Here is a 23616-nt window from a genome sequence, read left to right as displayed (position 1 = left end):
TACCCTTTCCGAGCGGTCGCGAAAATGTAGTCTACGGACATGCAAACACGTGAGCTGGCCGTCGAAGGCGCATTCGAGTTCACCCCGACGGTCTACCCCGACAGCCGTGGCGTCTTCGTTTCCCCGTTCCAGGAGCCGGCATTCGAGGCGGCTGTCGGGCGCAAGCACACCGTGGCGCAGACCAACCACAACCGGTCCGCGAAGGGCGTGGTGCGCGGCATCCACTTCACCAAGACGCCCCCCGGCCAGGCGAAGTACGTCTACTGCGCGCGCGGCAAGGCGCTGGACGTGGTCGTCGACCTGCGGCTGGGCTCGCCGACCTTCGGCAGGTGGGACGTGGTGGAGATGGACGACGTGTCCTTCCGCGCCATGTACTTCCCGTTCGGCGTCGGGCACGCGTTCATCGCCCTCGAGGACAACACGGTGATGTCGTACGTGGTCACGAGCTTCTACAACCCCGCCCACGAGCTGTCGATCAACCCGCTGGACGCCGATCTGGCGCTGCCGTGGCCGAAGGACCTCGACTACGTGCTCTCCGAGCGCGACACCACCGCCCCGAGCTTCAAGGAGGCCGAGGCGCAGGGCCTGCTGCCCCAGTACGCCGACTGCCTGGCGCTCTGAGGCTCCACCCTGCCTGTAGCCCCCTGACCTGCACGGTTAGGGGTTGTCGAGCGGCGTGGGCCGTGGTTGCGTCGGCCCATGACCATCACCGATCGATTCGCCCGCCCCCGCGTGGCGGTGCTCGGCGCGACGGGCTGCGTCGGCAGGCAGGTCTGCGCGGCCTTCGCCGGCGCCGACTACGAGGTGATCGCGGTGGCCAGGCGGTTCGCGCCGCACATCGCCGGCTACCGCTACCGGTCGCTGGACGTGGGCGGCGCGGACGTGCCACGCCTTGCCGACATGCTCACAGCGGAGCGGGCGCAGGTGGTCGTCAACGCCACCGGCGGCTGGGGCAGCACCGAGCACGAGATGACCTACTCCCACGTCGACCTGGTCAAACGCCTGGTCGAGGCGGTGGCGGAGGTCCCGCAGCGGCCCCGCCTGGTGCACGTGGGCACGATCCACGAGTACGGGCCCGTCGCCCCCGGCACGGTGATCGACGAGAACGTCGTGCCCGCGCCGCGAACGACGTACGCGCAGACGAAGCTGGCGGGCTCGGAGGCGGTGCTGCGGGCCACCGCGGCCGGGGACGTCGACGGCGTGGTCCTGCGGCTGGTGAACGTCTTCGGCCCGCACCCGTCCCCCGCCAGCTTCCTCGGCGCGCTCTCCGCCGAGCTGCGCACGGTTTCTCCTGGTCAGACGCTTGAACTGAGCATCGCGGAGGCGCAGCGGGACCACATCGACGCCCGCGACGCCGCTGAGGCCGTGCTGCGCGCGGCCCACGCCGGAGTGGTCGGCGAGGTGATCAACATCGGCCGGGGCACCGCGCTCGCCCTCCGCGACCTGGTGTACGCGCTCGTCGACGCCGCGGGGCTGGACGCGAACGCCGTGCGCGAGGTGGGGACACCCGTCACCAGCAAGGGCGGTGACTGGACGCAGGCCTCGACCACCAAGGCGCGCGAGCGGCTGGGCTGGACCGCGGCGGTGCCGGTGGCGGAGTCCGTGCGGGCGATGCTGGGCGCACTGCCGGTGTCCGTCTGATCACTTTTGCGCCCCCTAACCCCACCCCTATTCTTTGCGGCCCACGACCGCCGAATAAGAATTCGCCATAGGGTGGGCCACGAAATCACCTTCCGGATAGCGGTGCTATTCCACGTGATCGCCAGCGGACGAAGGACTATGCCGTGACCGAGACTTCGACTCACTCCGCCGTGCCGCTGCGAACCGCGGACGCCACCATCGCGCTGCGGATCGCGGAGTCCGCGCTGACCGTGGACGGCCGCACCTCCCTCACCGACTTCCGCGCCTGGTTCACCGACTGCGGCACCCGCAACTACACCGAGGTCGACCGGGTCCCGCTGGACCGGCTGGCGAACTGGTCCGCCGACCCGGTCACCGGCAACATCGGCCACGCCAGCGGCAAGTTCTTCGTGGTGGAGGGCCTGGAGATCACCCGGCCCGGGCACTGGGTGGAGCACTGGGAGCAGCCGATCATCAACCAGCCGGAGATCGGCATCCTCGGCATCGTGGTCAAGGAGTTCGACGGCGTCCTGCACTGCCTGATGCAGGGCAAGGTGGAACCGGGCAACTGCAACGGCGTCCAGCTCTCCCCGACCGTGCAGGCGACCCGCAGCAACTACACCCGGGTGCACAAGGGCAAGCCGGTCCCGTACCTCGACTACTTCATGGACACCAAGCGGCACAAGGTGATCGCGGACGTGCTCCAGTCGGAACAGGGTTCCTGGTTCTTCCAGAAGCGCAACCGCAACATGGTCGTCGAGGTCACCGAGGACGTCGAACTGCTCGAGGACTTCTGCTGGCTGACGCTGGGCCAGCTGCACCAGCTGCTGCGCGAGGACGACCTGGTGAACATGGACGCGCGCACCGTGCTGTCCTGCCTGCCGTTCTCCGGAACCGACCTGGCGACCCTGCTGCCCGCCACCGACCGCGACGCCTTCACCACCTCGATCATGCGCTCCTGCACGGAGAGCGAAGGCGCGGTGCACACCACCGACGAGATCCTCAGCTGGATCACCGGGGCGCGCACCCGCCATGACATCACCGCGAACCGCGTTCCCCTCAAGGGAATCGACCAGTGGAAGCACACCGACGCGGGCATCTCCCACGTGACCGGCCGCTTCTTCAACGTGATCGGCGTCGACGTGCGCGCGGGCGGCCGCGAGGTGCTGCAGTGGTCCCAGCCGATGCTGGAGCCCAGCGGTGACGGCCTGTCCGCCTTCCTGGTCAAGCAGTTCGGCGGTGTCCTGCACGCACTGGTGCACGCCCGCGTCGAGCCCGGCTACCTGGACGTGGTGGAGCTGGCTCCGACCGTGCAGTGCACTGTGGACAACTACATGCACATGCCGCCGAGCGACCGGTTGCCGTTCCTCGATGCGCTCCGCACCGCGCCTGCGGAGCGCATCCGTTACGACACAATGCTTTCCGAGGAAGGTGGCCGCTTCTACCACGCCAGGACCCGTTACCTGGTGGTGGAAACCGAAGAGGAAGTGGACCTGGACGACCACCCGGACCACCGTTGGCTGCCGCTGCACCAGCTCGTGGGCTTGTTGCGGCACAGCCATTACGTCAACGTGCAGGCCCGGAGCCTGGTGGCGTGCATGCACTCCCTCTTCGGAACTCGCACCGCCGGCTAGACCTGGCCGAGGAACCAGTTGTTGGTGTTGTCCGGGTCGTCACTGGTCAGGAACGCGCGGATGTCGGCGAGAAACTCCTCGCGCGAGATGACCCCGTCACCATCGCGGTCGATCTTCGTGAGCGCGGCGTCCGCCTGGTCGGCGTTGCCGAGGCCCGCCTGGAAACGGCGGAACTCATCGTCGGTGACGAAGCCGCTGTCATCGGTGTCCATCAACGTGAAGACCGCGTCGACGACCGGCGCGAACACCGCGTCGAAGCTGGCGGCGTCCTGGCTGAGCTGTCCCAGCCCACTCACCCACTCCTCGCGACTGAGCCGGTCGTCGAGGTTGCGGTCCATCGCCGAGGTCAACGCCGACCAGAACTCGTCGATCCCCTCCCGCACGGCGGGCTCCTTGGGCGTCCCCGACGCCCCGAACGCGGCGACGAGCTGGTCCTGCATCCGTTTCACGTCGGACTCGTCGACGTAGCCACTGCCATCTGCGTCGTAGAGCTGGAACGCCTTCTCGTACTTCCTGGTCAGAATGTCTGCGGACATCGCGTCTCCCCGCGGGTGTCGGCTTGATCAGGCCAACGCCTCACGCTACGACCACCGCGCCGCGCTCCTGACCGGCGTCACCCGATCTCGCCGACGCCTCCCCCATCCGCTCGCGACCGCTTAGGGAACTGCCCGACTAGACATCTCCCAGCAGCCAGTTGCCGGTGCTGTCCAGGTCGGGGCTGGTCAGGAACTCGCGGGCGTTCTGCACCAGTTCCTCCAGCGAGATCATGCCGTCGCCGTCCTTGTCGAGCTGCGCGATCGCCGCGTCGGCCTGGTCCCCGTTGCCCACGGCCCGCTGGAACCGGCGGAACTCGGCCACGCTGACCGATCCGCTGCCGTCGGTGTCCATCAGCGTGAAGGCCGTCTCGATCAGCGGCCGCAGCACAGCGTCGAAGGTGTCCGAGTCGCCGAGCGCCAGCGCCCCGAACCCGTTGAGGAACTCGTCCCGGCTGACCTGCCCGTCCTGGTCGTGGTCGAGCGAGGACGTCAGCGCCGCCCAGAACGCGTCCCAGCGCTCGCTGACCGCGCGCCCCTTCTCCGAGGTGGGCGACTCGTCGAAGGCCATCAGGTACTGCGACTTCATCCGGTTGACGTCGGCCTTCTCGATGTAGCCGTTCCGGTTGCTGTCGTAGAGCTTGAAGATCTTGGTGTACTTCCGGACCAGGATGTCGGCGACCATTCTCGGCACTCCCCGCACTCAACGCTGTCCCACCCGAACTTAGGACCACACCCCCCTCCACCGGAAGATGATCACCCGTTCTCCCTCGAACCTCCCCCATCCCGCCGAACCTCCCCCGCGGCCGCCGACGCGGACGAACCCCGGCCGGTGACCGGGGTTCGTAGCGGTGGGAGACGTTGCGGCCGGGGGTCAGGTGCGGTGGGCCGCGGTGAGGCCTTCGAGGGTGCCGACGACGTCGTTGGGGGTGGGCGTTTCGAGGATGCCCTGGCGGAGGTGCTTGGCGCCCTCGGCGAACTGGGACTCCTCCAGCAGCCGCCGCACGCCCTCGCGCAGGCTCTCCGCGGTGGTCTCCGTGGGGTGGGAGTACAGGCCCGCGCCCACCTTCTCGGTCTGCTTCGCCTTGATCCACATGTCGGCCATGCGGATCGGCAGGAGGAACTGCGGCACCCCGTAGAGCGCGGACGTCGACCACGTGCCGAAGCCGCCGTGGTGCACCACCGCGGAGCACGTCGGCAGGACGGCGTGCATCGGGACGAACTCCACCGCGCGGGTGTTCGACGGGAGCGTGCCGACGACCTCGCGTTCCTTCTCGCCCAGCGTCGCCACGATCTCGACGTCCAATTCGGACAGTGCCTCGAAGGACTCCTTCAAGGGCACGTAGGTGCTGCCGAGCGCCTTGGCGAAGGACATGCCGGGGGTGAGCAGGATGCGCCGCCGCTCCTGCGGTTCGTTGAGCCAGGACGAGATCACCGAGCGGCCGTTGTACGGCGTGTACCGCATCGGAATCCGGTTGAGGGACAACGGAACCTGGATGCTCGTCGGCACCTGGTCGATGGTGAACTGACCGTTGACCACGTCCTCGTGGAACTCCGAGCCGAAGCGCTCGAGGTGCCCGCCGAGCCAGTCGGCCATCGGATCGGTGCGCGCCTCGGCGGGCTGCTGCTCCAGCAGCTGGAGGAAGACCTCCCGCATCGCGCCGTAGACGTCGACGGCCCAGTTCAGCCGCGCGTGCGCCGCCCCGACCACCTGGGCGGCGACACCGCCCGCGAAGGTGATCGGGTCCCACAGCACCAGGTCCGGCTTCCAGAACCGGGCGAACTCCACCAGGTCGTCGAGCAGCGTGTCGTTGTACGACTTGAACGCGTACTCGACGGCGATCTGGTACCTGAGGAGCAGCGTCTCCCAGTTCTGCTTGTCCAGGAACGGCTCGCTCCAGTCGGAGAACTCGTTCTCGACCGTCTCGTGCTCGGCGAGCATGTCGTGCACGGTGTGCTCGGTGCCGATCGGCACGGCGGACAGACCGGCGTTGGTGATCGTGTCGGTCACCCCGGGAGCACTGGCCACGCGCACCTCGTGGCCGGCGTTGGTCAGCGCCCACGCCAGCGGCGCCATCGTCAGGACGTGCGACTTCTCCGAGACTGTCGCGAACAGAACGCGCATGACTGGATTTCCCCCACAGCTCAGACGGTGGCGAGAACGTCCCGCACCGCGGCGATGACCTTCTCCTGCGTGCCGATCGGCAGCGACGGGTACATCGGGAGCGAGAAGATCTCCTTGGCCAGCTTCTCGGTCACCGGGAGCGACCCCTCCTCGTAGCCCAGCTTGTGGAAGCCGGTCTGCCGGTGCACCGGCCAGGGGTAGCTGATGTTGAGGTGGATGTCGTAGGCCTTCAGCGCCTCGATGATCGCGTCCCGCTTGGGGTGCCGGACCACGTAGACGTAGTAGACGTGCTCGTTGCCGGGATTGACCTTGGGCAGCACCAGATCGGTGTCCCCCAGGCCCTCCTGGTAGCGCTGCGCCACGTCGCGGCGGCCCTGCGCGTACTCGTCGAGCCGGGTCAGCTTGCGGCGCAGGATCTCCGCGTGCAGCTCGTCGAGGCGCGCGTTGTGCCCGGGCGTGGACACCACGAAGTACGTGGTCTCCATGCCGTAGTAACGCAGCCGCCGCAGGTTCGCCGCGGTCTCGTCGTCGGAGGTGATCGTGGCACCGCCGTCGCCGTAGGCGCCGAGGACCTTGGTGGGGTAGAAGGAGAACGCGGCCGCCTTGCCCATGGTGCCCGCGATCTTGCCGTGGTGGCGGGCGGCGTGCGCCTGGGCGCAGTCCTCCAGGACCGGGATGCCGTGCCGGTCGGCGATCTCCTGCAGCGGAGCCATGTCGACGCACTGGCCGTAGAGGTGCACCGGCAGCAGTGCCTTGGTCTTCGAGGTGATCTTGGCTTCCACCTGGCCGACGTCCATCAGGTAGTCGTCCTCGTGGACGTCCACGAACACCGGGGTCGCGCCGATCTGGTCGATCGCGATGACGGTGGGCGCCGCGGTGTTGGACACCGTGATGACCTCGTCGCCGGGGCCGACGCCGAGCGCGCGCAGACCGAGCACGATGGCGTTCGTGCCGTTGTCGACGCCGATGGTGTGCTTGACGCCGTGGTAGGCCGAGTACTCCTCCTCGAAGCCGCGCACGCTGTTGCCCAGCACGAGCTGCCCGGACCGGAAGACCGTCTCCACTGCATCGTGGATGTCTTCGCGCTCCTGCTCGTACTCGGGCATGTAGTCCCAGACGCGAGTAACCATGGGTACGCAGAACCTCCAAGCCAGCGACCACCGCCGCTGGTCAGCCAATCTCAGTGAGCAGGACGACAACAACCCCTAGGGACCCCAGAAACCCGCGCCCGTCTTGCGGCCGAGGCGGCCGAGCTCGACCAGCCGGGTCAGCAGGGTCGCCGGTTTGACGTCCGGGTCGTAGTTGATTTCGTGGAGCCGCCACTGGATCGCCTCGGAGATGTCCAGCCCGATGGTGTCCAGCAAGGTGAACGGCCCCATCGGATATCCGAAACCGCTCTCGATCGCGGCGTCGAGGCCGGGTACCGTCGCCGCGCCCGACTCCACCAGCCGGATCGCGTCGTTGAGGTACGGGAACAACAGGTAGTTGACGATGAACCCGGCGCGGTCGGAACAGTCCACTGTGGTCTTGCGCAGCCGGGAGGCCAGGGCGTGCACGGTGGTCAGCACGTCGTCCGCGGTGAACTCGGTGCGCGAGACCTCGACGAGCTTCATCGCGGGCGCGGGGTTGAAGAAGTGCATGCCGATCACGTCGGCGCGGCGCGTGGTCGCCTCGGCGCACGCGGTCACCGACAGGCTGGACGTGGTGGTCGCCAGGATCGCGCCCTTCTTGCAGATCTTGTCCAGCGCGGCGAAGACCTCCGTCTTGACCTCGATCTCCTCCGCGGTCGCCTCGATGACCAGGTCGCAGTCGGCCACCTCGTTCCGGGAGGCGGTGGCGACCAGCGACGACAGCGCCGCGCGGCGCTGGTCCGGGGTGACCCGGCCCCGGCGGACCGCGCGCACCAGCGACTCGTCGATCGCCCGGACCGCCGCCTCCGCCTTGTGCTCGTCCCGAGCCACCAGCACCGTTTCCAGTCCGGCCTGGGTGCTCACCTGGGCGATGCCGCGCGCCATCGTGCCGGAGCCGATCACGCCGATGCGGGTGATCTCCCGCGCCCGCGCGGCGCCGCCGCGGTCGGAGCGCTCCGGCTCCGAGTCGATCTCCCCGGCCGGGGAGTAGGTGTAGAAGCCCTGTCCGGCCTTGCGCCCGAGCAGGCCGCCCTCGACCATCCGGTTCAGCAGCCCGGTCGGCGCGTGGGTGGCGATGCCGGTGCGCGCGTGCAGCTCGATGAGCGCCTGCTGCGCCACGTCCAGCCCGATGCGGTCCAGCAGCGCCAGCGGCCCGGTCGGCAGGCCGCAGCCGAGCCGCATCGCGGTGTCGATGTCCTCCCGCGTCGCGTAGCCGACCTCGTAGAGCGCGACCGAGCGGTTCAGGTACGCCAGGACCAGGTCCCAGGCGTGTCCGCGCGCCGCCCCGAGGTCCTTCTGCGCGGTCGGCAGCAGCCCGAGCAGATCCTTGGCCCTGGCCACCGACTCCGCGCCGGACATGGCCGTGGTGACCAGCTCGACGCCGGTGCCCGCGGCGGGCGGAGCCAGGAAGGCGAGGCCGACGACGTGTTCGGGACGGCCGGAGGCGACCGCGAGCGAGGCCAGTGACAGCGACGCGGTGGTGCTGATCAGGACCGTGCCGGGTGAGCACGTCTCGGCGATCGTGCGCAGCACCATCGCCTTGCGCTCGTAGTGCTCCGGAACCGCCTCGATCACCACCTCCGCCGCGCTCAGCACGGAGAAGTCGTTGCCCAGCAACACTGATCCGGGCGCACGACCACGAGCGCGGGCCACCGCACCGGGGTCGCAGTCGACACCGAGGACGTCGATGCCCGCTCCGCTGAGCAGTTCGACGAGGGCCTGGCCGACCGAGCCGAGGCCGACGACGCCGACCGGGCCGGAACTCGCGTGCTGAGCTGTCATGGCGTCGTTCGCCTCTCAGTGGCTGCTGGTCTGCTGGAATCGGGTTATCTGCGAAACGTGCCGCGCGCGCAGCTCCGGGTCGGTGACGCCGAGCCCCGGTGCCGGCGCGAGGCCGAGCACGCCGACCTTGCCGCTGTGCTGGTTGGCGTGCACCTCGCTGGTCGCCCGCCCCGTCTCCGCCAACGGGTACACAGTGGACAGTGTGGGGTGGATCATTCCCTTGGCGATCAGGCGGTTGGCCTCCCACGCCTCGCGGTAGTTCGCGAAGTGCGAGCCGACGATCTTCTTGAGGTGCATCCAGAGGTAGCGGTTGTCGTAGGTGTGCTCGAAGCCCGAGGTGGACGCGCAGGTGACCACGGTTCCGCCGCGCCGCGCGACGAACACGCTGGCGCCGAAGGTCTCCCGGCCCGGGTGCTCGTAGACGATGTCGGGGTCCTCACCGCCGGTCAGCGACCGGATCCTGGCACCGAAGCGCTTCCACTCCCTCGGGTCCTGCTCGTGCTCGTTCTTCCAGAACCGGTAGCCCTCCTCGGACCGGTCGATCACCAGCTCCGCGCCCATGGAGCGGACCAGCTCGGCCTTCTCCGGGCTGGACACCACGCACACGGGGATGCCGCCGCCGTTGAGCACGATCTGCGTGGCGTAGGAGCCCAGTCCGCCCGCGGCACCCCAGATCAGCACCACGTCGCCCTGCTTCATCCGCGCGCCGTTGGCGGAGACGAGCTGGCGGTAGGCGGTGGAGTTCACCAGCCCGGACGCGGCAGCCTCCTCCCAGGTGAGGTGCGCGGGCTTGGGCATCAGCTGGTTCGCCTTCACCACGGCGAGCTGGGCCAGGCCGCCGTAGTTGGTCTCGAAACCCCAGATCCGCTGCTCCGGGTCGAGCATCGTGTCGTCGTGGCCGTCCGGCGAGGTCAGCTCGACGTTGAGGCAGTGCGCGACCACGCGCGAGCCGGGTTCCCAGTGCCGCACGGCCGCGCCGGTGCGCAGCACGATCCCGGACAGGTCCGAGCCCACCACGTGGAACGGCTGGTCGTGGTGGGCGGCACCGGGAACGCTGCGCGCGTAGCGCTGGAGGAAGCCGAAGGTCGGCAGCGGCTCGAAGATCGAGGTCCACACGGTGTTGTAGTTGATGGAGCTGGCCATCACCGCGACCAGCGCCTCGTCCGGCCCCAGCTCGGGGGTGGGCACCGGCCGGATGTGCAGCGATTTGGCCGGGTCCTTGTCCCGGCTGTCCATGCCGGCGAACATCTCGGACTCCTCGGCGAGCACAACCGCGCCGAGATAGCTCTCCGGGATCGGCACCGCGGCGAAGTCCGCGGCGTCGGCGTCCTCGGAGAGGACCGCGTCGACGATCTCCTGCACGACGGTTCCTCCGGGGTTCGAAGGGTGCGCCGGCACGGTGCTGCCGCAGGTCAGACTGCGACCGCGCTGATGCCCCCAGGTCCATGCATACGCATACACGCGCCTGCCAGACCGACAGTAGCCACGGCGCTGTCGCCCGCGTCACCCCTAGAAGCACCGGCGGCGCCCCTAAGAAAAGAGGCGCGGCCTACGCGATTTCCCCTTATCCGACACTGCGCGGTTCCACAACCCCTCAATGCGGGCGGCAGAACGGAAAGGGCAACGAAGAACGGCGCGGGACGCCTGCGCCCGGGAGATTAGGGGGGCGTGTCCCCCCGGGCTCGCCGTCCCGCGCCGAGCCCCGCGAAGGGGCGTCTGCGGGGTGGCCGGTCTAGAGCCAGCCGCGTTCCTCCGAGATCCGGTACGCCTCGCCCCTGGTCCGGGCACCGGTCTTGCCGATCGCCGAGGACAGGTGGTTGCGCACCGTGCCCTCGGTCAGGTGCAGCGCCTTGGCCACCTTCGCCACGGTGCTCCCGTCGGCCACCGCGCCGAGCACCTCCCGCTCCCGCACGGTGAGCGGATTCGGCCCGGTGGCAAGGGATTCCGCCGCCAGCACGGGATCGACGACGCGGAGCCCGTTGTAGACCCGGCGGACCGCGTCGACCAACTGCTCCGGCGGGGCGTCCTTGACGATGAAGCCCGAGGCGCCCGCGGCCATCGCGCGCACCAGGTAGCCCGGCCTGCCGAAGGTGGTGCAGATGAGGATCTTGCACGCGGGCAGTTCGGCGTGCAGCTCCTTGGCCGCGGCCAGGCCGTCCTTGCCGGGCATGTGCACGTCCAGCAGCACCACGTCCGGCGCGGACTGCCGCGCCGCGGGCAGCACGTCGTCCCCGGAGCCGACCTGGGCCACGACGGTGATGTCGGGCTCCAGGTCGAGCATGGTGGCCAGGGCGCCGCGCACCAGTGCCTGGTCGTCGGCGACGAGAACCCGAATCACGCCTGTCCTCCCGTGCTCTCGACGGCATTGTCCGCCTCGGCGGACGCCGGGGACTCCTCGGGGTGCTCGGGAACCGGCGCGCTCGCGCGGACCACGAACCCGCCGCCCCTGCTCGGCGTTCCGGTCTCCAGCGTGCCGCCGACCGCGGCCATCCGCTCGCGCAGTCCGCGCAGCCCGTTGCCCGCCGCGTCCTGCGGGGCGCCCACCCCGTCGTCGGTGATGCTGATCCAGTCCTGGCCCAGCCGCACGCTCACCTTCTGCGCGCCCGAGTGCCGGACCACGTTGGTCACCGCTTCCCTGAGCACGTAACCGAAAACGGGCTGCAGCTCGGGGGCGACGTCGTCGACGGCACGCGGCAGGTCGGCCTCGATGCCCGCGGCGCGCAGGGTCTCGTTTGCCCCGGCCAGCTCACCGGAGAGGGTGACGACGCGGTACTCCGATACGGTCGCCCGCACGTCCGCGAGCGCTTGCCTGCCAAGCCTTTCCACGTCCCGGATCTCCGTCATCGTGCGGTCCAGGTCGCCCGTCTCCAGGACCCGGCGGGCGAGGCCGGCCTTGAGTGTGATCGTGGTGAGGCTGTGCCCGAGGATGTCGTGCAGGTCCCTGGCGAAGCGGGCGCGTTCCTTGGCGACGGCGAACATCGCGATCTGGTCCCGCGCGTGCTTGAGCTCGACGTAGGCATTTGCCAGCCCCACCATCAGCGCCGCCGCCGCGGTCACCGAGAACAGCAGGATGAAGTTGGGCAGCTGCTCCGCGAACTTCTCGAGGTAGATCGCGCTGGCCGACAACCCGACCAGCGTCACCAGCGTGACCACCCCGGTCACCACCGGCGGCATCAGCGCGGCGACGATGCCCAGCGCGCAGATCAGCACCCAGGAGTTCTCCAGGCCGGTCAGCACGACGAACGCGATGCCCATTGCCAGCAGCGCCAGGCACACCAGCACCTGGGAGGTCCAGGAAACCTTGCGCGCCAAGGGAACCGCGAGGATGCAGGCGATGCTGTAGGAGACGCCGACGAACGCGGAGAGTGCCCACAGGTCCGGCCGCGCGGCGCGCACCTGGCCGAGCGCGTCGATCCACGCGGGGATCATCATCAGGCTGAAGAGCACCGCGAGCGCGGGTGCCGCCTTGGACCCCTCATCCGGCTCAGGGGTGGTGGACCGGAAGACCGATCCACCACCCCAGTCGAGCAGCTTGCGCATCATGACGCCGACACTATTAGTTGCGAGCGCTGTCGCGCTGGTAGCGCCAGACCACACCCGCGGCGAGCACGACGGACCAGCCGAGCAGGACGAGCACGGGGGTCACGATGGTGCCGTAGCCGGGCAGCACCCCGACCCGGCCGATCTCGGCCAGCCAGTAGCTCGGCACGAACTGCGCCAGGTCGTTCCACCACGGCGGCAGCATGTCCAGCGGCATGAACAGCCCGCCGAACATGGCCAGCAGCAACATGCCCACGATGACGAAGTTCTGCACGTTGTCCTTGTTGGACAGCTGGCCGATCAGCAGACCCATGATCGCGAAGGGCAGCGAGCCGAGCCAGACCAGCACGGTGGCGTGCAGCCAGCCGACCGGCGTCAGCTGGACGCCCTCCACCAGCACCGCGACCACCGGCACGACGATCGCGGTGGGCAGGGCGACCGCCATGCCGACGGTGACCTTGCCGATCAGGAAGCCCGCGCCGGAGAGCGGGGTCAGCCGCAGCTGGCGCTGCCAGCCCGCGGTGCGCTCGTGCACCACCCGGGTGCCGATGAGCAGGCCAGCGGTCATCACGCCCCAGGCGCACAGGCCGACCATGATCGTCACCGGGTAGTCGGCGGCCGAGGTGCCCGCCCCGGTCGCTCCCGCGCCCGCGACGTCCTTGAACAGCATCATCTCCAGCAGGTAGAACATCGCCGGGAAGCCGATGGTGAACAGCAGGGTGCCCGGAGCGCGCAGCGCCCGCCGGATCTCCAGGCCGAGGTATCCGAGGTTCATGGCTGTCCTACTCCCGCTCAGCTCTTGTTGATGGTGCTGGTCAGCGTGATGAAGGCCTCGTCGAGGCTCACCCCCGCGATCTCGATGTCCCGCGCGTTGGGGAACCGGGCCAGCAGCGCGCGCAGCGTGGTGTCGGAGCTGGAGCTGACGATCACCACCTTGTCGTGCCGGACGTCCACGTCGGCCACGGCGGGCAGCGCCTCGATCTCGGCCTTGGTGGCGCCGGGGATCTTGGCGTGCAGGGTGCGGCCCGCGGCCAGCGCCTGCACCTCGGCGACGGAGCCGTCGGCGACGATCTTGCCGGACTTCATGAAGATCACCCGGTCGGCGAACTCCTCCGCCTCCTCCAGGTAGTGCGTCGCGAAGACCACGGTCCGCCCGGCGGCGGTGAACTCCTGCATGGAGTGCCAGAACTCGCGCCGGGTGCCCACGTCCATGGCCGCGGTCGGCTCGTCCAGGATCAGCAGGTCCGGGTCGCTGACCAGGGCGACCGCGTAGCGCACGCGCTGCTTCTGGCCGCCGGACAGGCGCGTGGAGCGGCGCTTGACCAGATCGGCGATGCCCGCGCGGCGCAGCGCCTCCTTGACCGGCATCGGCTTGCGGTGCAACGAGGCCACCATGCCGACCATCTCGCCGACGGTGGCGTCGTCCAGCAGCGCGCCGCTCTGCAGCATCGCGCCGATGGTGCCGTGCGAGACCGCCTCCTTCGGCGTCTTGCCGAAGATCGTCACCTCGCCCTCGTCCGGCTTGGTGAGCCCGAGGATCATGTCGACGGCGGTCGACTTGCCCGCCCCGTTGGGGCCGAGCAGCGCGACGACCTCGCCGGGGGCGATGGACAGATCGATGCCGTCGACCGCGCGGACCGCACCGTAGTGCTTCTTCAGCCCGCTGATGTGGATCGCCGCCGTGCCGTTGCCGGCCCGCTCGGTGCTCGCCATAGCCAGAACCTCTTCCATAGCTCCAAGGATGCGGACCCCACCGACAGTCCGCGTAGTCCGCCCGTCACGAGCTCCCGGTGACAGTTGTCATGCTCGTGCATGGATCTTTTCCGCAGGTCAAAGGGGGTGAACGCATCGTGGGACCTCCCGTCGCACGACAGGGGGTCCCACGATGGTTTGAACCTTGGGTTCCGCTAGCTGGCCGCGGTGTCCGCGGTCTTCATGTCCAGCTGCAGCTCTCTCGGCAGCGCGGCGCGACTGCCGACGTTGAGCTTGCGGTAGACCCGCGTCAGGTGCTGCTCCACCGTGCTCACCGTGATGTAGAGGTGCCGGGAGATCTCCCGGTTGGTGTAGCCGTGCGCGGCCAGCTCGGCCACCCTGCGCTCGGAGCTGGTCAGGCTGGACACCCGGGCCTGCGGCTCGTGCGCCTTCTCCTCGGCCCGCTCGGCGCCGCCGCGCGCGTCCGGTTCGGCCCGCTCGGCGTCCCCACCGGCCGGGCGCAGCTCCCTGGCGAGCTGTTCTGCGCGGTGCTTGAACATCCGCGCCTTCCCCGGCTCGTTGAGGGAGTGGTAGGTCTGCCCCAGCCCGTGCATGGCCTTGCTGAGCATGAACCGGTCGCCCGCCGCGTACAGCGAGTCGATGGCCTGCCGGAACACCGCGACCCGCTTGCCCACCTCCTTGGTCCTGGCCAGCAGGAACAGGGAGACCCCGCGCGCGCGGTGGCTGGCCGCGCAGGTCAGGTCCAGCTGCTCGGTCAGCAGCTCCTGCGCCTTGGCCGCCTCACCGAGCCGCAGGTGCACCTGGGCGGCGTCGGAGCGCCACGGCAGGAAGCTCGGCGAGTCGATCCCCCACTCCCGCATCAGCGCGCCGCAGAACCGGAAGTCCGCGAGCGCCGCCTGGAGCTGGTCGGTCGCCAGGTAGTAGTGGCCGCGCGCCTGCAGGTAGTGCAGCCCGAACCGGCTCTGGAACACCGAGTCCGGCACCTGGAACTCCAGCTGCTCGGCGGCGGTGTCGACCTCGCCCATGGCCAGGGTGGCCAGCGCGAGGGTGGCCAGCGGCCCGGCAGCGGCCACGCCCCAGCTCTGCCGCGGGATGCTGGCCAGTGCGCGCTCGGCGTACTGCCGGGCGGCAGGCAGGTCGCCCTGCCGCAGCGCGATCTCGGCGCGGATTCCGCAGAGCACGGCCTGCCAGGTGCGGACGCCGCGCGAGGTGGCCTCCTCCAGCAGTTCGTCGCACAGCGGCCCGGCCTTGTCCGTGCGCTCCCCGTAGACCAGGGCCAGCAGCGCCGACTCGACCGCCTCGACGGTGCTGTCGGACAGCTTCGCCCGCTGCAGGTACTGCAACGCGCTCTCGGTGACCCGGTTGCCCGGGCCTTCGGTGAGCACGGTGTGCAGCGCGTTCGCCGCCTGCGCGCAGCGGCTGACGTTCGCCGCCGCGTACGGCTCGATGACCGGCAGCTGCTGGGCTCGCGCCACGACCGGGCGCAGCGGCGGGTAGGAGTTGACCAGCAGCTGGCAGGCGGAGCCGAACTGCAGCCCGACCCGCGAGCGGTCGGCGTGCGCGGTCCGCTCGATCGCCTCGGCCGCCTTGTCCACGCGGCCGTGCCACAGCAGGTAGCGCAGCAGCGTGCTGGCGTCGCCGTCACCGAGCTGGTTGCGGGTGAAGGCGTCGAACAGCGGCTGCAGGTAGCGCAGCGCGGTTCCCGGGTTCAGCCGCCACTCCACCCTGGAGAGTGCGGCCCTGATCCGGGCCAGCTGGTCGTCGTCGGAGCAGCCCGCCTCGGCCAGCTCCAGGTAGCGCGAGGCGTTCTCGGTGTCGTCCTCGGCCAGCGCGTGGTCTGCCGCCTCCAGCAGCACCTCGGCCTCCCAGCTGGAGCCCGCGTGGCCGATCGCGACCAGGTGCGCCGCGATGCGCCGGGCCGGAGCGCCCTCCAGGTGCAGCAGCTGGGCGGCCCGGAAGTGCAGCTGCGCCCTGCGCTCGCGGTCGAGGTCGTCCAGCACGGCGGCGCGCCCTGCCGCGTGCCGGAAGGCCAGTGACCCGTCGAGCACCCCCATCGCGTCGAGCACGCCGAGCGCGGTGTCCACAGTGTCCGGGTCGGTGTCGAGCACCCTGCGCAGCAACACCTTGGCGTCCGCGACCGTGGAGGCCGCGAGCGCCCCGGAGGTCTCCAGGACCGCCGCCGCCCGCGCCACGTCCCTGGTCTGCTCCTCGCCGCGCTCCAGGCACGCCAGCACCGCCTGGCGGAACCCGTAGCCCGGAGCGCACTCCAGCGCCGCGCCCGCCGTCGTGGTGGTCACGGTGGCGGCCTGCGCGTCGTCGATCAATGCGCGCACCAGCAAAGGATTTCCGCCCGTGCAACGGAAGTAGTCCCGTGCCAGGCGGTCGGCCGCGTCGGTGCCCAGGTGCTCGGCGGTGACCGCGCGCACGGCGGTCTCGGAGAGGGTGCCCAGCCGGACCCGGCTGCAGATCCTGGAGCGCAGGGTCTCCGTGTGGAACACCGGGTGCACGGGTGCTGAGTGGGTGGACTCGGTGAGCACCATCATGATCCGCGAGCCCTGGAGGTGGTCCACCAGGTGCCGCAGGCAGTTCAGCGACGCGAAATCGGCGTACTGGATATCGTCGACCGTCACCAGGACCGGCGCCGTGCGGGCCAGCGCGGTGAGTGCGTCGGCCACATCCCGAACGAGGTTCAGCGGTAGGCGGTCAATTCCCTTGCCCATTCCCCCAGAATGGACACCGACCATTCCGACCGCACTCCGCGAACTCGCGAGTACGGCGGTGACGAGTGGCACGTGCTCCGAATTCAGCGGAGCCCGCGACAATAGTTGGTGAAGCACCCCGAGTGGAATCGCCCGCTCCATCGGAGAGCCATTTGCGTTGAGATGCAGAGCACCCGATGCGATCGAGTGCTCCACCATGCTGCGGAGTAGTTCGGTCTTACCGCTTGCGACACCGCCGCTCACGACCGCGACTCGCCCATTGCCACGCATCGTGTCCGCGAACAGGCTTTTCAGGGTGCCCAGCTCCTGATCCCGCTCCACTAGTAACACGTACTCCACCTCCCCCAGCCACATGCACCACGCGCCCTACGTGATGCTCGTCGAAGGCTGACAATATGTTCCACCGAGCGGAGACACCGCGAGGTTACGTGATCATCACTTAGTGCACTAGGGACTATCAATCTATCCACGGACAAACCTTGTGTAACGCCTGGATGACGCGTGGGGATGCATTTCCTCTAGGTGCACATCGACGTATCCGGGCCCGCGACGGAGGTGGGGGGCAGGCCCATTGCGACTGTTGCTCTCCAAAAGCCAACCAACAGCCTGCACCACCCATGACAACTGTCACAGGGGCGCTTCAGCCTTTTCTATATAAAGGGATGCTTGCATAGTCGTGCGACCAGCGTGGAACACCCGCGCGGACACGACATGGACACGATTTCACAGCGCACCGTGCCGAGTGGACGTCAGTGTGTCACGGGGCCACCAAGCCCATTTCAGGGCACTATTACGCCAACTGGACTACAGCGGCTTTCCGGAAACCTCGTCCCAGGAAGCGGCCGGGCCGCCCGGCGGCGGCTCGCAGGCCCGGGCGGGGGGCCTGCCAGGGCGGGCCGGGGCGCTCGGGCGCGGGCCGGACGAATGCGGGCTCGGGGCGAGTGGTAATCGCGGGGCAATGACAAGTGGAAGAAAACATCGTCCGGTAATCGGAACGGACGTCTGATGGACCACCCCATCGACGTGGCCGAAACGCGCGATCCCGCTCGCGACAGGACCAACGTGAGCGGCACGAGCGGGTACCGAGTGCGACGAAAATGAATGCACAGGACTGGGCTGCGCTGTTCGAGTGAACCGGCGTGCGCTTCGGCGGAGCAGCCGCATAACCCGGCTATCGACCCGGTCGCGGCGCTATGCCTTCGGCTGCCGGTGGAATAACAGCGCGGACTGCTCAGCGCAGCGCCGACAGCCTGGCGTACTGCTCCCGGCTCAGCCGGATGGAGGCTGCCGCCACGTTCTCCTCCAGGTGCGCGGGCGAGGAGGTCCCCGGGATGGGCACGACCACCGGCGAGCGGGCGAGCAGCCAGGCCAGCGCCACCTGGGTCGGCGTCACCGGTTTCCCCTCCGCGCCAAGGGAAATCTCCTCGGCGACGGCGGTCAGCGCGGCGGTGACGTCCGGGTCGGCCGACCCGTTGGCGATGGGCAGCCAGGGCACGAAGGCGATGCCCTCGCGCGTGCAGTGGTCCAGGACCTCCTCGTGCCGCCGGTCGCCGACGTTGTAGAGGTTCTGCACGCTGGCGACGTCGACGAAGCGCCGGGCCCGCTCGATCTGCTCGACGCTGACCTCGGAGAGCCCGACGTGCCGCACCGTCCCGTCCTCGCGCAGCCGAGCCAGCGCGTCGAACTGCTCGTCCTCGGACACCTTCGGGTCGACGCGGTGCAGCTGGAACAGGTCGATCCGCTCGACCCGCAGCCTGCGCAGGCTCAGTTCCGCCTGCTGCAGCAGGTACTCCGGCCGCCCGAGCGGTACCCACCTGCCGCGGCCCGGCCGGGACTGGCCCGCCTTCGTGGCGATCACCAGGTTCTCCGGGTAGGGCGAGAGCGCCTCGGCGAGCAGCTCCTCGTTGGCGCCGAGGGCGTAGGAGTCGGCGGTGTCGATGAAGGTCACGCCGAGCTCGAGGGCGCGGCGCGCGACGGCGATCGGCCCGGAGCGGTCGGCGTCGGCCCGCCAGCCGGTCAGCCGCATGGCGCCGAAGCCGAGGCGGTGCACGGTCAGCTCGCCGCCGATGGTGAAGGTGGAGTCGGTCATCACGCCGCCCACCGTCACGGCGCCCGCCCGCGGTCGCCATGAATTCAGCTCTTGCTAAATCTGATCATGCCTCGGGCGAGCGCAGGTGCGGGAGGTTCTGTTCGAGCAGGCGGAGCTGGTCGTCGACGCGGCCGAGGTCCGGCTGGGCGACGAGGTCACCGGCGACCTCGGCGATCCTGCGCTCCGCCGCCGCGAACTGCTCGGCGGCGGCCTTGAGCCGCAGGTACACCGGCCGCGTCGTGATCGAGGGCGTGTTCGACGGGTACAGCCGCTTCCCGGTCTCCGCGAGGGAGCGCGCGGCGGGCAGCTCCGCCCGCATCGCCGCGGTGATCTGGACCAGCCAGTCGCGGGCCGCGGACGGTGGCAGCGCTGCGGTGACAGCCTCCGCGCGGTGCACTGGCCCCTCGCACTGGGTGAGCAGCCGGTCCCAAGCGTCCCGATCCCGCTCACGCTCCGGCGCGGCTGGCAGAAGGTGTTGTGGCGCAACGGTTCTCCTGCCGCGCACCAGGTCGATCGCGAGGCCGACCACGATGCCCGGCACTCCGCCGAGCACGGCAGGGGTGAGCAACAGCGCGATGATCTGGGCCACCGTGCTCCCGGCCGGGTCCCACAGCTCCCCTGTCGCCAGGACGAGCAGCACCAGGACCATCGCCAGGCCGTAGCCGATCTTGAAGCCGGTTCGCCATGCGGGGCGGTTGGTCACGCAGACAATCTAGGGCGTGCTTCACAGGTCTCGTTCGATGAGGGTCGGGATCGAGGTCGTTCCTGGCAAGTCGGCGGGAAGTCCGCTTGCCGGTGTTGTACGCGGGCTTCCCGGCGGCGCCGCCAGGGGCGGGCTCGGCCCCCATCGCGAACGCGGACCTGTGAAGCGCGCCCTGGCCCCTAGGGGTAGCGGGTGTGGCGAATCCGGGCAATCGGGGTGGTAGCACGGTGTTCCGGCTCCTCGGTTCGCGATCACATGGGAGCACCCACCAAGTGCTCTTGTCGCACCGGACCCGCGCATGCGGTCCGGCCCGAGAGGAAGACATGCATCGCAGAACGCTGCCCCGCGCGCTCGCCGTCGCGGCGCTGGTCGCGGTGAGCGTCGGCGTGCCCGCGCAAGCGGCTGCCACCATCACCACGCCCACCCCTGCCGGACGCACGGTCACGCTGATCACCGGTGACCGGGTGCACCTCGACGCCACCGGGGTCCCCGTGCACACCGAAGCCGCACCGAACCGGGCCGGGACGAGGTTCCACACCTCGACCCGCGACGGCCACCACTACGTGATCCCCGAGGATGCCAAGGCGCCCCTGGAGTCGGGGCGGCTCGACCGCAGGCTCTTCGACATCACCCTGCTGGTGAAGTTCGGCTACGAGGACTCGAAGGTCGACGAGATCCCGCTGTTGCTGACCCAGGGCGCGGCCAGGTCCGCACCGGCCGTACCGGACGGCAGCAGACGAACCGGGCAGGTCGCGGCGCTCGGCATCACCTCCGTGCGCACCGCCAAGGTCAGCGCGACCGCGACGTGGGAACGCCTCCGCGGCCCGAGCGGTGCCCGATCGCTCAGCGGCGCGGATCGCGTGTGGCTCAACGGGAAGATGTCCTACTCGCTGGACAGCAGTGTTCCGCTGACCGGAGCGCCCGAGGCGTGGAAGGCCGGGCACACCGCCAAGGACGTCACCGTCGCCGTGCTGGACTCCGGCATCGACACCAAGCACCCGGACCTCGCGGGCGTCGTGGCGAAGGACTTCTCCGGCTCGCCGCACGGTGTGCAGGACGTGCTGGGCCACGGCACGCACGTCACGGGCACGGTCGCGGGCACCGGCGCGGCCAGCGGCGGCAGGTACGCGGGCATGACCAAGGGCGCCAAGGTGCTCATGGGCAAGGTCGGCGACCACGACGTCAGCGACGAGGCCGCGCTCACCGCGATGGCCTGGGCGTCGGTGGAGAACAAGGCCAAGGTCGTCAACATGAGCTTCGGCGGCGAGGAGCCCGGCCCGCTCGACGAAGCGATCGAACGGCTCACCAAGGAGCAGGGCACCCTCTTCGTCGTGGCCGCGGGCAACGCGGGAACGGACGGTTCAGTCGGCTCCCCGAGCACCACTGACTCGGCGCTGTCCGTTGCCAGCTCGACGAAGCAGAAGCAGCTCAGCTCGTTCTCCTCGCGCGGCCCTCGGCGCGGGGACCACGCGATCAAGCCCGAGATCACCGGCCCCGGTTCGGAGATCGTCGCGGCCCGCGCGGCGGGCACCTCCGGCGTCGGCGGTGTCCCCGAGCAGTACACGCTGATGAGCGGCACCTCCATGGCCGCACCCCACCTGACCGGCGCCGCCGCGATCATCGCGGGGCAGCACCCGGACTGGACCCCCGCCCGGATCAAGGCGGCGCTGATGAGCACGGCCACCCCGATCGACGGGGCCTCCGTGTACGGACAGGGAACCGGCCTCGCCGACCTGGCGCGGGCGACCTCCCAGCGGTTCACCGCCGAGGAGGGCAGCCTGTCGCTGGGCCACTTCGCGTGGCCGCACTCCGGCCAGAAGCCGGTGGCCAAGGAGGTCACCTACCGCAACGACGGCGACAAGCCGCTCACCGCGAAGCTCAATCTGTCCATTGTGGACAAGGAGGGCAAGCCTGCCGACAGTGACCAGTTCCGTTTGAGCGCCAATGAGATCACCATTCCCGCCAAGGGCAGCGCCACGGTCTCCGTCACCGTGGACCCGACCAGGCGGGTCGGTCTCTACGGCGGTTGGCTCACCGCGACCGCGGGCACGGACGTGGTGCGGACCGCGGTCGGCGCCCACGTCGAGGAAGCGATGCACGTCCTGTCCTTCAAGGCCACGGGGCGCGACGGGAAGCCCGCCAAGCCAACGATCAGCGTCGTCGACCTCGCCAAGGGCAACCAACTGGTCGAGCCGGTGGAGCTGGACGCCAACGGCACCGGCAAGCTCCGGCTGCCCGCCGGTGACTACATGGTGGTCAGCGAGCTGTACGAGCACGGGCCGCGCGGCCCCTACCCGTCCGATCCGATCGCCCTGATCAGCCAGGTCGCGCCGAAGGTCACGCTGGACTCCGACCGCACCATGGACATCGACGCCCGCACGGCGAAGCCGATGCGCGTCCAGCTGGACGACCCCGAGATGAAGATCGTCCGCCAGAGCCTGTCGGTGCTGCACGCGACCGGTGGCGACGCACAGCCGTGCTGCGTCTCCCAGCGCGCGAGCACTCACGTCGACACGGACACCCCCGTCCTGGTCGGCTCGCTCGGCGGGAGCTCCAAGGGCTTCCGCCACCTCAACCACGTCACCGCGGTCCGGCCCGAGGTGACCTCGGAGATCATTGCGCCGCAGCGCTTTCCACTGGTCATGAGCCGCGAGGCGGTGTCGCCGAAGCTCGTCGGCGAGCACCGGATGGACGTCGTCGACGGCAAGCGCGGCCGCGCGGAGGACCTGAAGGGGCTGGACGTCAAAGGCAAGCTCGTCCTGCTCACCCTGGACCCGAAGACCGACGACACGGGTAAGGCCGTGCGTGCCGTTGCCGACGCGGGTGGCAAGGCCGCACTGGTCGTCCAGCCCGCGAAGTCGATGCGTGAGACCGCACCGATCACGGTGTTCAACGCGGCCGAGCACCGGCTGGCCAAGCTCACCGAGCTGCTCAAGGCCGGTCCGGTCACCGTGCGAGTGGTGGGCGCCAAGGACAACCCGATCAGCTACGACGTCGCGCTGACCGCCTCCGGCAGCATGCCCGCCGGTGGCGAGCACCGGATCCGCAAGGAGGACCTGGTCAAGATCGACGCGCGGTACCACCGGGACGGCCGCGCCTACGGGGCGCGCCCGCAACTGCTGCCCCGGCTCGACGGCCCGGCCCCGGCGCTCGTCCCGATCTCCCACCCGTTCCGGGAACCGGCACCGATGGTGGAGCTGGGCGCGACCCGCACCGAGTACGTCAGCCCGGGCTGGTGGGACCACGAGCTGGGGATCGCGGCGACGCCGACCACCTCCTTCACCGGGAACACCCGCCTGGAAGCCGCACAGCCCATCAGGTTCGCGAAGGGGGCGCCGTACCGGCTGGAGCTCAACGCGGGGCCGATCGGCCCGACGGCGGGAGCGCGTTCGTTCGCCAGGCTGGGCAACGAGGTCTCCATCGAGCCCGACATGTTCGGGGCGCGGGGTTCCGGCGGCTGGGCCGGCACGGTCTCCCCGATCGACGAGGCGGTCCTGAGCAAGGACGGCAAAGTGATCGCCAAGTCCACGGGGCGGGGCATCCACGCCGTCCTCCCGGCCGCCCGCAGCCGCTACGAGGTGACCGTGAAGGCCACTCGGGAGGCCAAGCCCGGCGCGCTGGGCACCTCGTCCGAGGCCACGTGGGGATTCACCTCCGCCTTCGCCGGGCAGGACTACGCCGCCCTCCCGGTGCTGACGCTCGATCCCCAGCTGGCGCTGGACATGAACAACGCCGTGCCCGCGAACACGCCGCAGCCGATCGGGTTCGAGGGTTCCCCGAAGCGCGTCACCGAACTCCGGCTGTCCGTGAGCTACGACGAGGGCGCCACCTGGGTGGAGGCCCCGGTTCGGCAGAACGGCGAGCGCTGGCAGGGCACCCTGCCCCCGGGAGGCAAGGCGGGCGGCTACGGCTCGCTCCGCGTGGAGGCGAAGGACAGCGACGGCAACACGGTGAAGCAGACCGTGCTGCGCTCGCATTCCCTCAGCTGACAACGAGATCAGCGGCCGGGGCGGCGGATTCACGTTGC

Annotated in this window: 17 protein-coding genes; 4 read left to right on the top strand and 13 right to left on the bottom strand. The window is 69.9% G+C overall.

From position 1 onward, the window contains the following. The first annotated feature begins 39 nt into the window (after positions 1-39). The 3 genes from BLT28_RS34010 to BLT28_RS34000 all read left to right on the top strand — a co-directional run bounded on the left by BLT28_RS34010 (position 40) and on the right by BLT28_RS34000 (position 3254). Positions 40-621: a dTDP-4-dehydrorhamnose 3,5-epimerase family protein gene (locus BLT28_RS34010; RefSeq protein WP_030426556.1), complete on the top strand. Its 582-nt coding sequence runs from the start codon at positions 40-42 to the stop codon at positions 619-621. A 78-nt stretch (positions 622-699) separates the two neighbouring features. Continuing rightward, positions 700-1641, top strand: a complete 942-nt coding sequence (locus BLT28_RS34005; protein ID WP_030426557.1) for an NAD-dependent epimerase/dehydratase family protein — start codon at positions 700-702, stop codon at positions 1639-1641. Between the two features lie 143 nt (positions 1642-1784). Beyond that, positions 1785-3254, top strand: a complete 1470-nt coding sequence (locus tag BLT28_RS34000) for an NDP-hexose 2,3-dehydratase family protein (RefSeq protein ID WP_231950517.1) — start codon at positions 1785-1787, stop codon at positions 3252-3254. Here the strand turns inward: BLT28_RS34000 and BLT28_RS33995 are convergent. The 13 genes from BLT28_RS33995 to BLT28_RS33935 form a co-directional block, all read right to left on the bottom strand. Then, a complete protein-coding gene (locus BLT28_RS33995) occupies positions 3251-3790 on the bottom strand; it encodes an EF-hand domain-containing protein (protein ID WP_030426559.1) in 540 nt (179 codons plus the stop codon). The two genes, BLT28_RS34000 and BLT28_RS33995, sit on opposite strands and share 4 nt — an antisense overlap. Positions 3791-3926: 136 nt before the next feature. Next, positions 3927-4472: an EF-hand domain-containing protein gene (locus BLT28_RS33990; RefSeq protein WP_030426560.1), complete on the bottom strand. Its 546-nt coding sequence runs from the start codon at positions 4470-4472 to the stop codon at positions 3927-3929. Positions 4473-4661: 189 nt separating this feature from the next. Next, on the bottom strand, positions 4662-5912 hold the full coding sequence (locus BLT28_RS33985; RefSeq protein WP_030426561.1) for an activator-dependent family glycosyltransferase: 1251 nt from the start codon (positions 5910-5912) through the stop codon (positions 4662-4664). A 20-nt stretch (positions 5913-5932) separates the two neighbouring features. Then, entirely contained in the window at positions 5933-7042 is a 1110-nt protein-coding gene (locus tag BLT28_RS33980) for a DegT/DnrJ/EryC1/StrS family aminotransferase (protein WP_030426562.1), read from the bottom strand. A gap of 75 nt (positions 7043-7117) precedes the next feature. After that, positions 7118-8824 (bottom strand): 3-hydroxyacyl-CoA dehydrogenase family protein, encoded by a 1707-nt coding sequence (locus tag BLT28_RS33975; RefSeq protein WP_030426563.1) that lies wholly within the window; start codon positions 8822-8824, stop codon positions 7118-7120. Between the two features lie 15 nt (positions 8825-8839). Beyond that, positions 8840-10177: a crotonyl-CoA carboxylase/reductase gene (gene ccrA / locus BLT28_RS33970; protein WP_407638835.1), complete on the bottom strand. Its 1338-nt coding sequence runs from the start codon at positions 10175-10177 to the stop codon at positions 8840-8842. Positions 10178-10556: 379 nt separating this feature from the next. After that, on the bottom strand, positions 10557-11162 hold the full coding sequence (locus BLT28_RS33965; protein WP_030426565.1) for a response regulator transcription factor: 606 nt from the start codon (positions 11160-11162) through the stop codon (positions 10557-10559). Beyond that, the gene (locus BLT28_RS33960) at positions 11159-12367 is read right to left on the bottom strand and encodes a sensor histidine kinase (protein ID WP_052406711.1); all 1209 of its coding nucleotides are present in this window, start codon (positions 12365-12367) and stop codon (positions 11159-11161) included. Before BLT28_RS33960 ends, BLT28_RS33965 begins: the two co-directional genes overlap by 4 nt. Before the next feature lie 13 nt (positions 12368-12380). Next, positions 12381-13139 carry an ABC transporter permease gene (locus BLT28_RS33955; RefSeq protein WP_030426567.1) on the bottom strand — a complete coding sequence of 253 codons (759 nt, stop codon included), beginning with the start codon at positions 13137-13139 and terminating at the stop codon, positions 12381-12383. A 17-nt stretch (positions 13140-13156) separates the two neighbouring features. Next, positions 13157-14077 carry an ABC transporter ATP-binding protein gene (locus tag BLT28_RS33950; RefSeq protein WP_030426568.1) on the bottom strand — a complete coding sequence of 307 codons (921 nt, stop codon included), beginning with the start codon at positions 14075-14077 and terminating at the stop codon, positions 13157-13159. 194 nt (positions 14078-14271) lie between these two features. Beyond that, positions 14272-17151 (bottom strand): helix-turn-helix transcriptional regulator, encoded by a 2880-nt coding sequence (locus tag BLT28_RS33945; protein ID WP_081899926.1) that lies wholly within the window; start codon positions 17149-17151, stop codon positions 14272-14274. Between the two features lie 877 nt (positions 17152-18028). Beyond that, on the bottom strand, positions 18029-18886 hold the full coding sequence (locus BLT28_RS33940; RefSeq protein WP_030426570.1) for an aldo/keto reductase: 858 nt from the start codon (positions 18884-18886) through the stop codon (positions 18029-18031). A gap of 64 nt (positions 18887-18950) precedes the next feature. After that, positions 18951-19589 (bottom strand): hypothetical protein, encoded by a 639-nt coding sequence (locus tag BLT28_RS33935; RefSeq protein WP_030426571.1) that lies wholly within the window; start codon positions 19587-19589, stop codon positions 18951-18953. A gap of 323 nt (positions 19590-19912) precedes the next feature. On the opposite strand from BLT28_RS33935, the gene BLT28_RS33930 reads away from it, so the two are divergent. Continuing rightward, complete coding sequence (locus tag BLT28_RS33930; RefSeq protein WP_052406713.1) at positions 19913-23578, top strand: S8 family peptidase; 3666 nt, start codon at positions 19913-19915, stop codon at positions 23576-23578. Positions 23579-23616 lie beyond the last annotated feature (38 nt).

Origin of the sequence: Allokutzneria albata, assembly GCF_900103775.1 — a bacterium.
GTDB classification, from domain to species: Bacteria; Actinomycetota; Actinomycetes; order Mycobacteriales; family Pseudonocardiaceae; genus Allokutzneria; species Allokutzneria albata.
The sequence above is the reverse complement of the archived record's forward strand: the minus strand, read 5'-3'. Positions and strand labels throughout refer to the sequence as shown.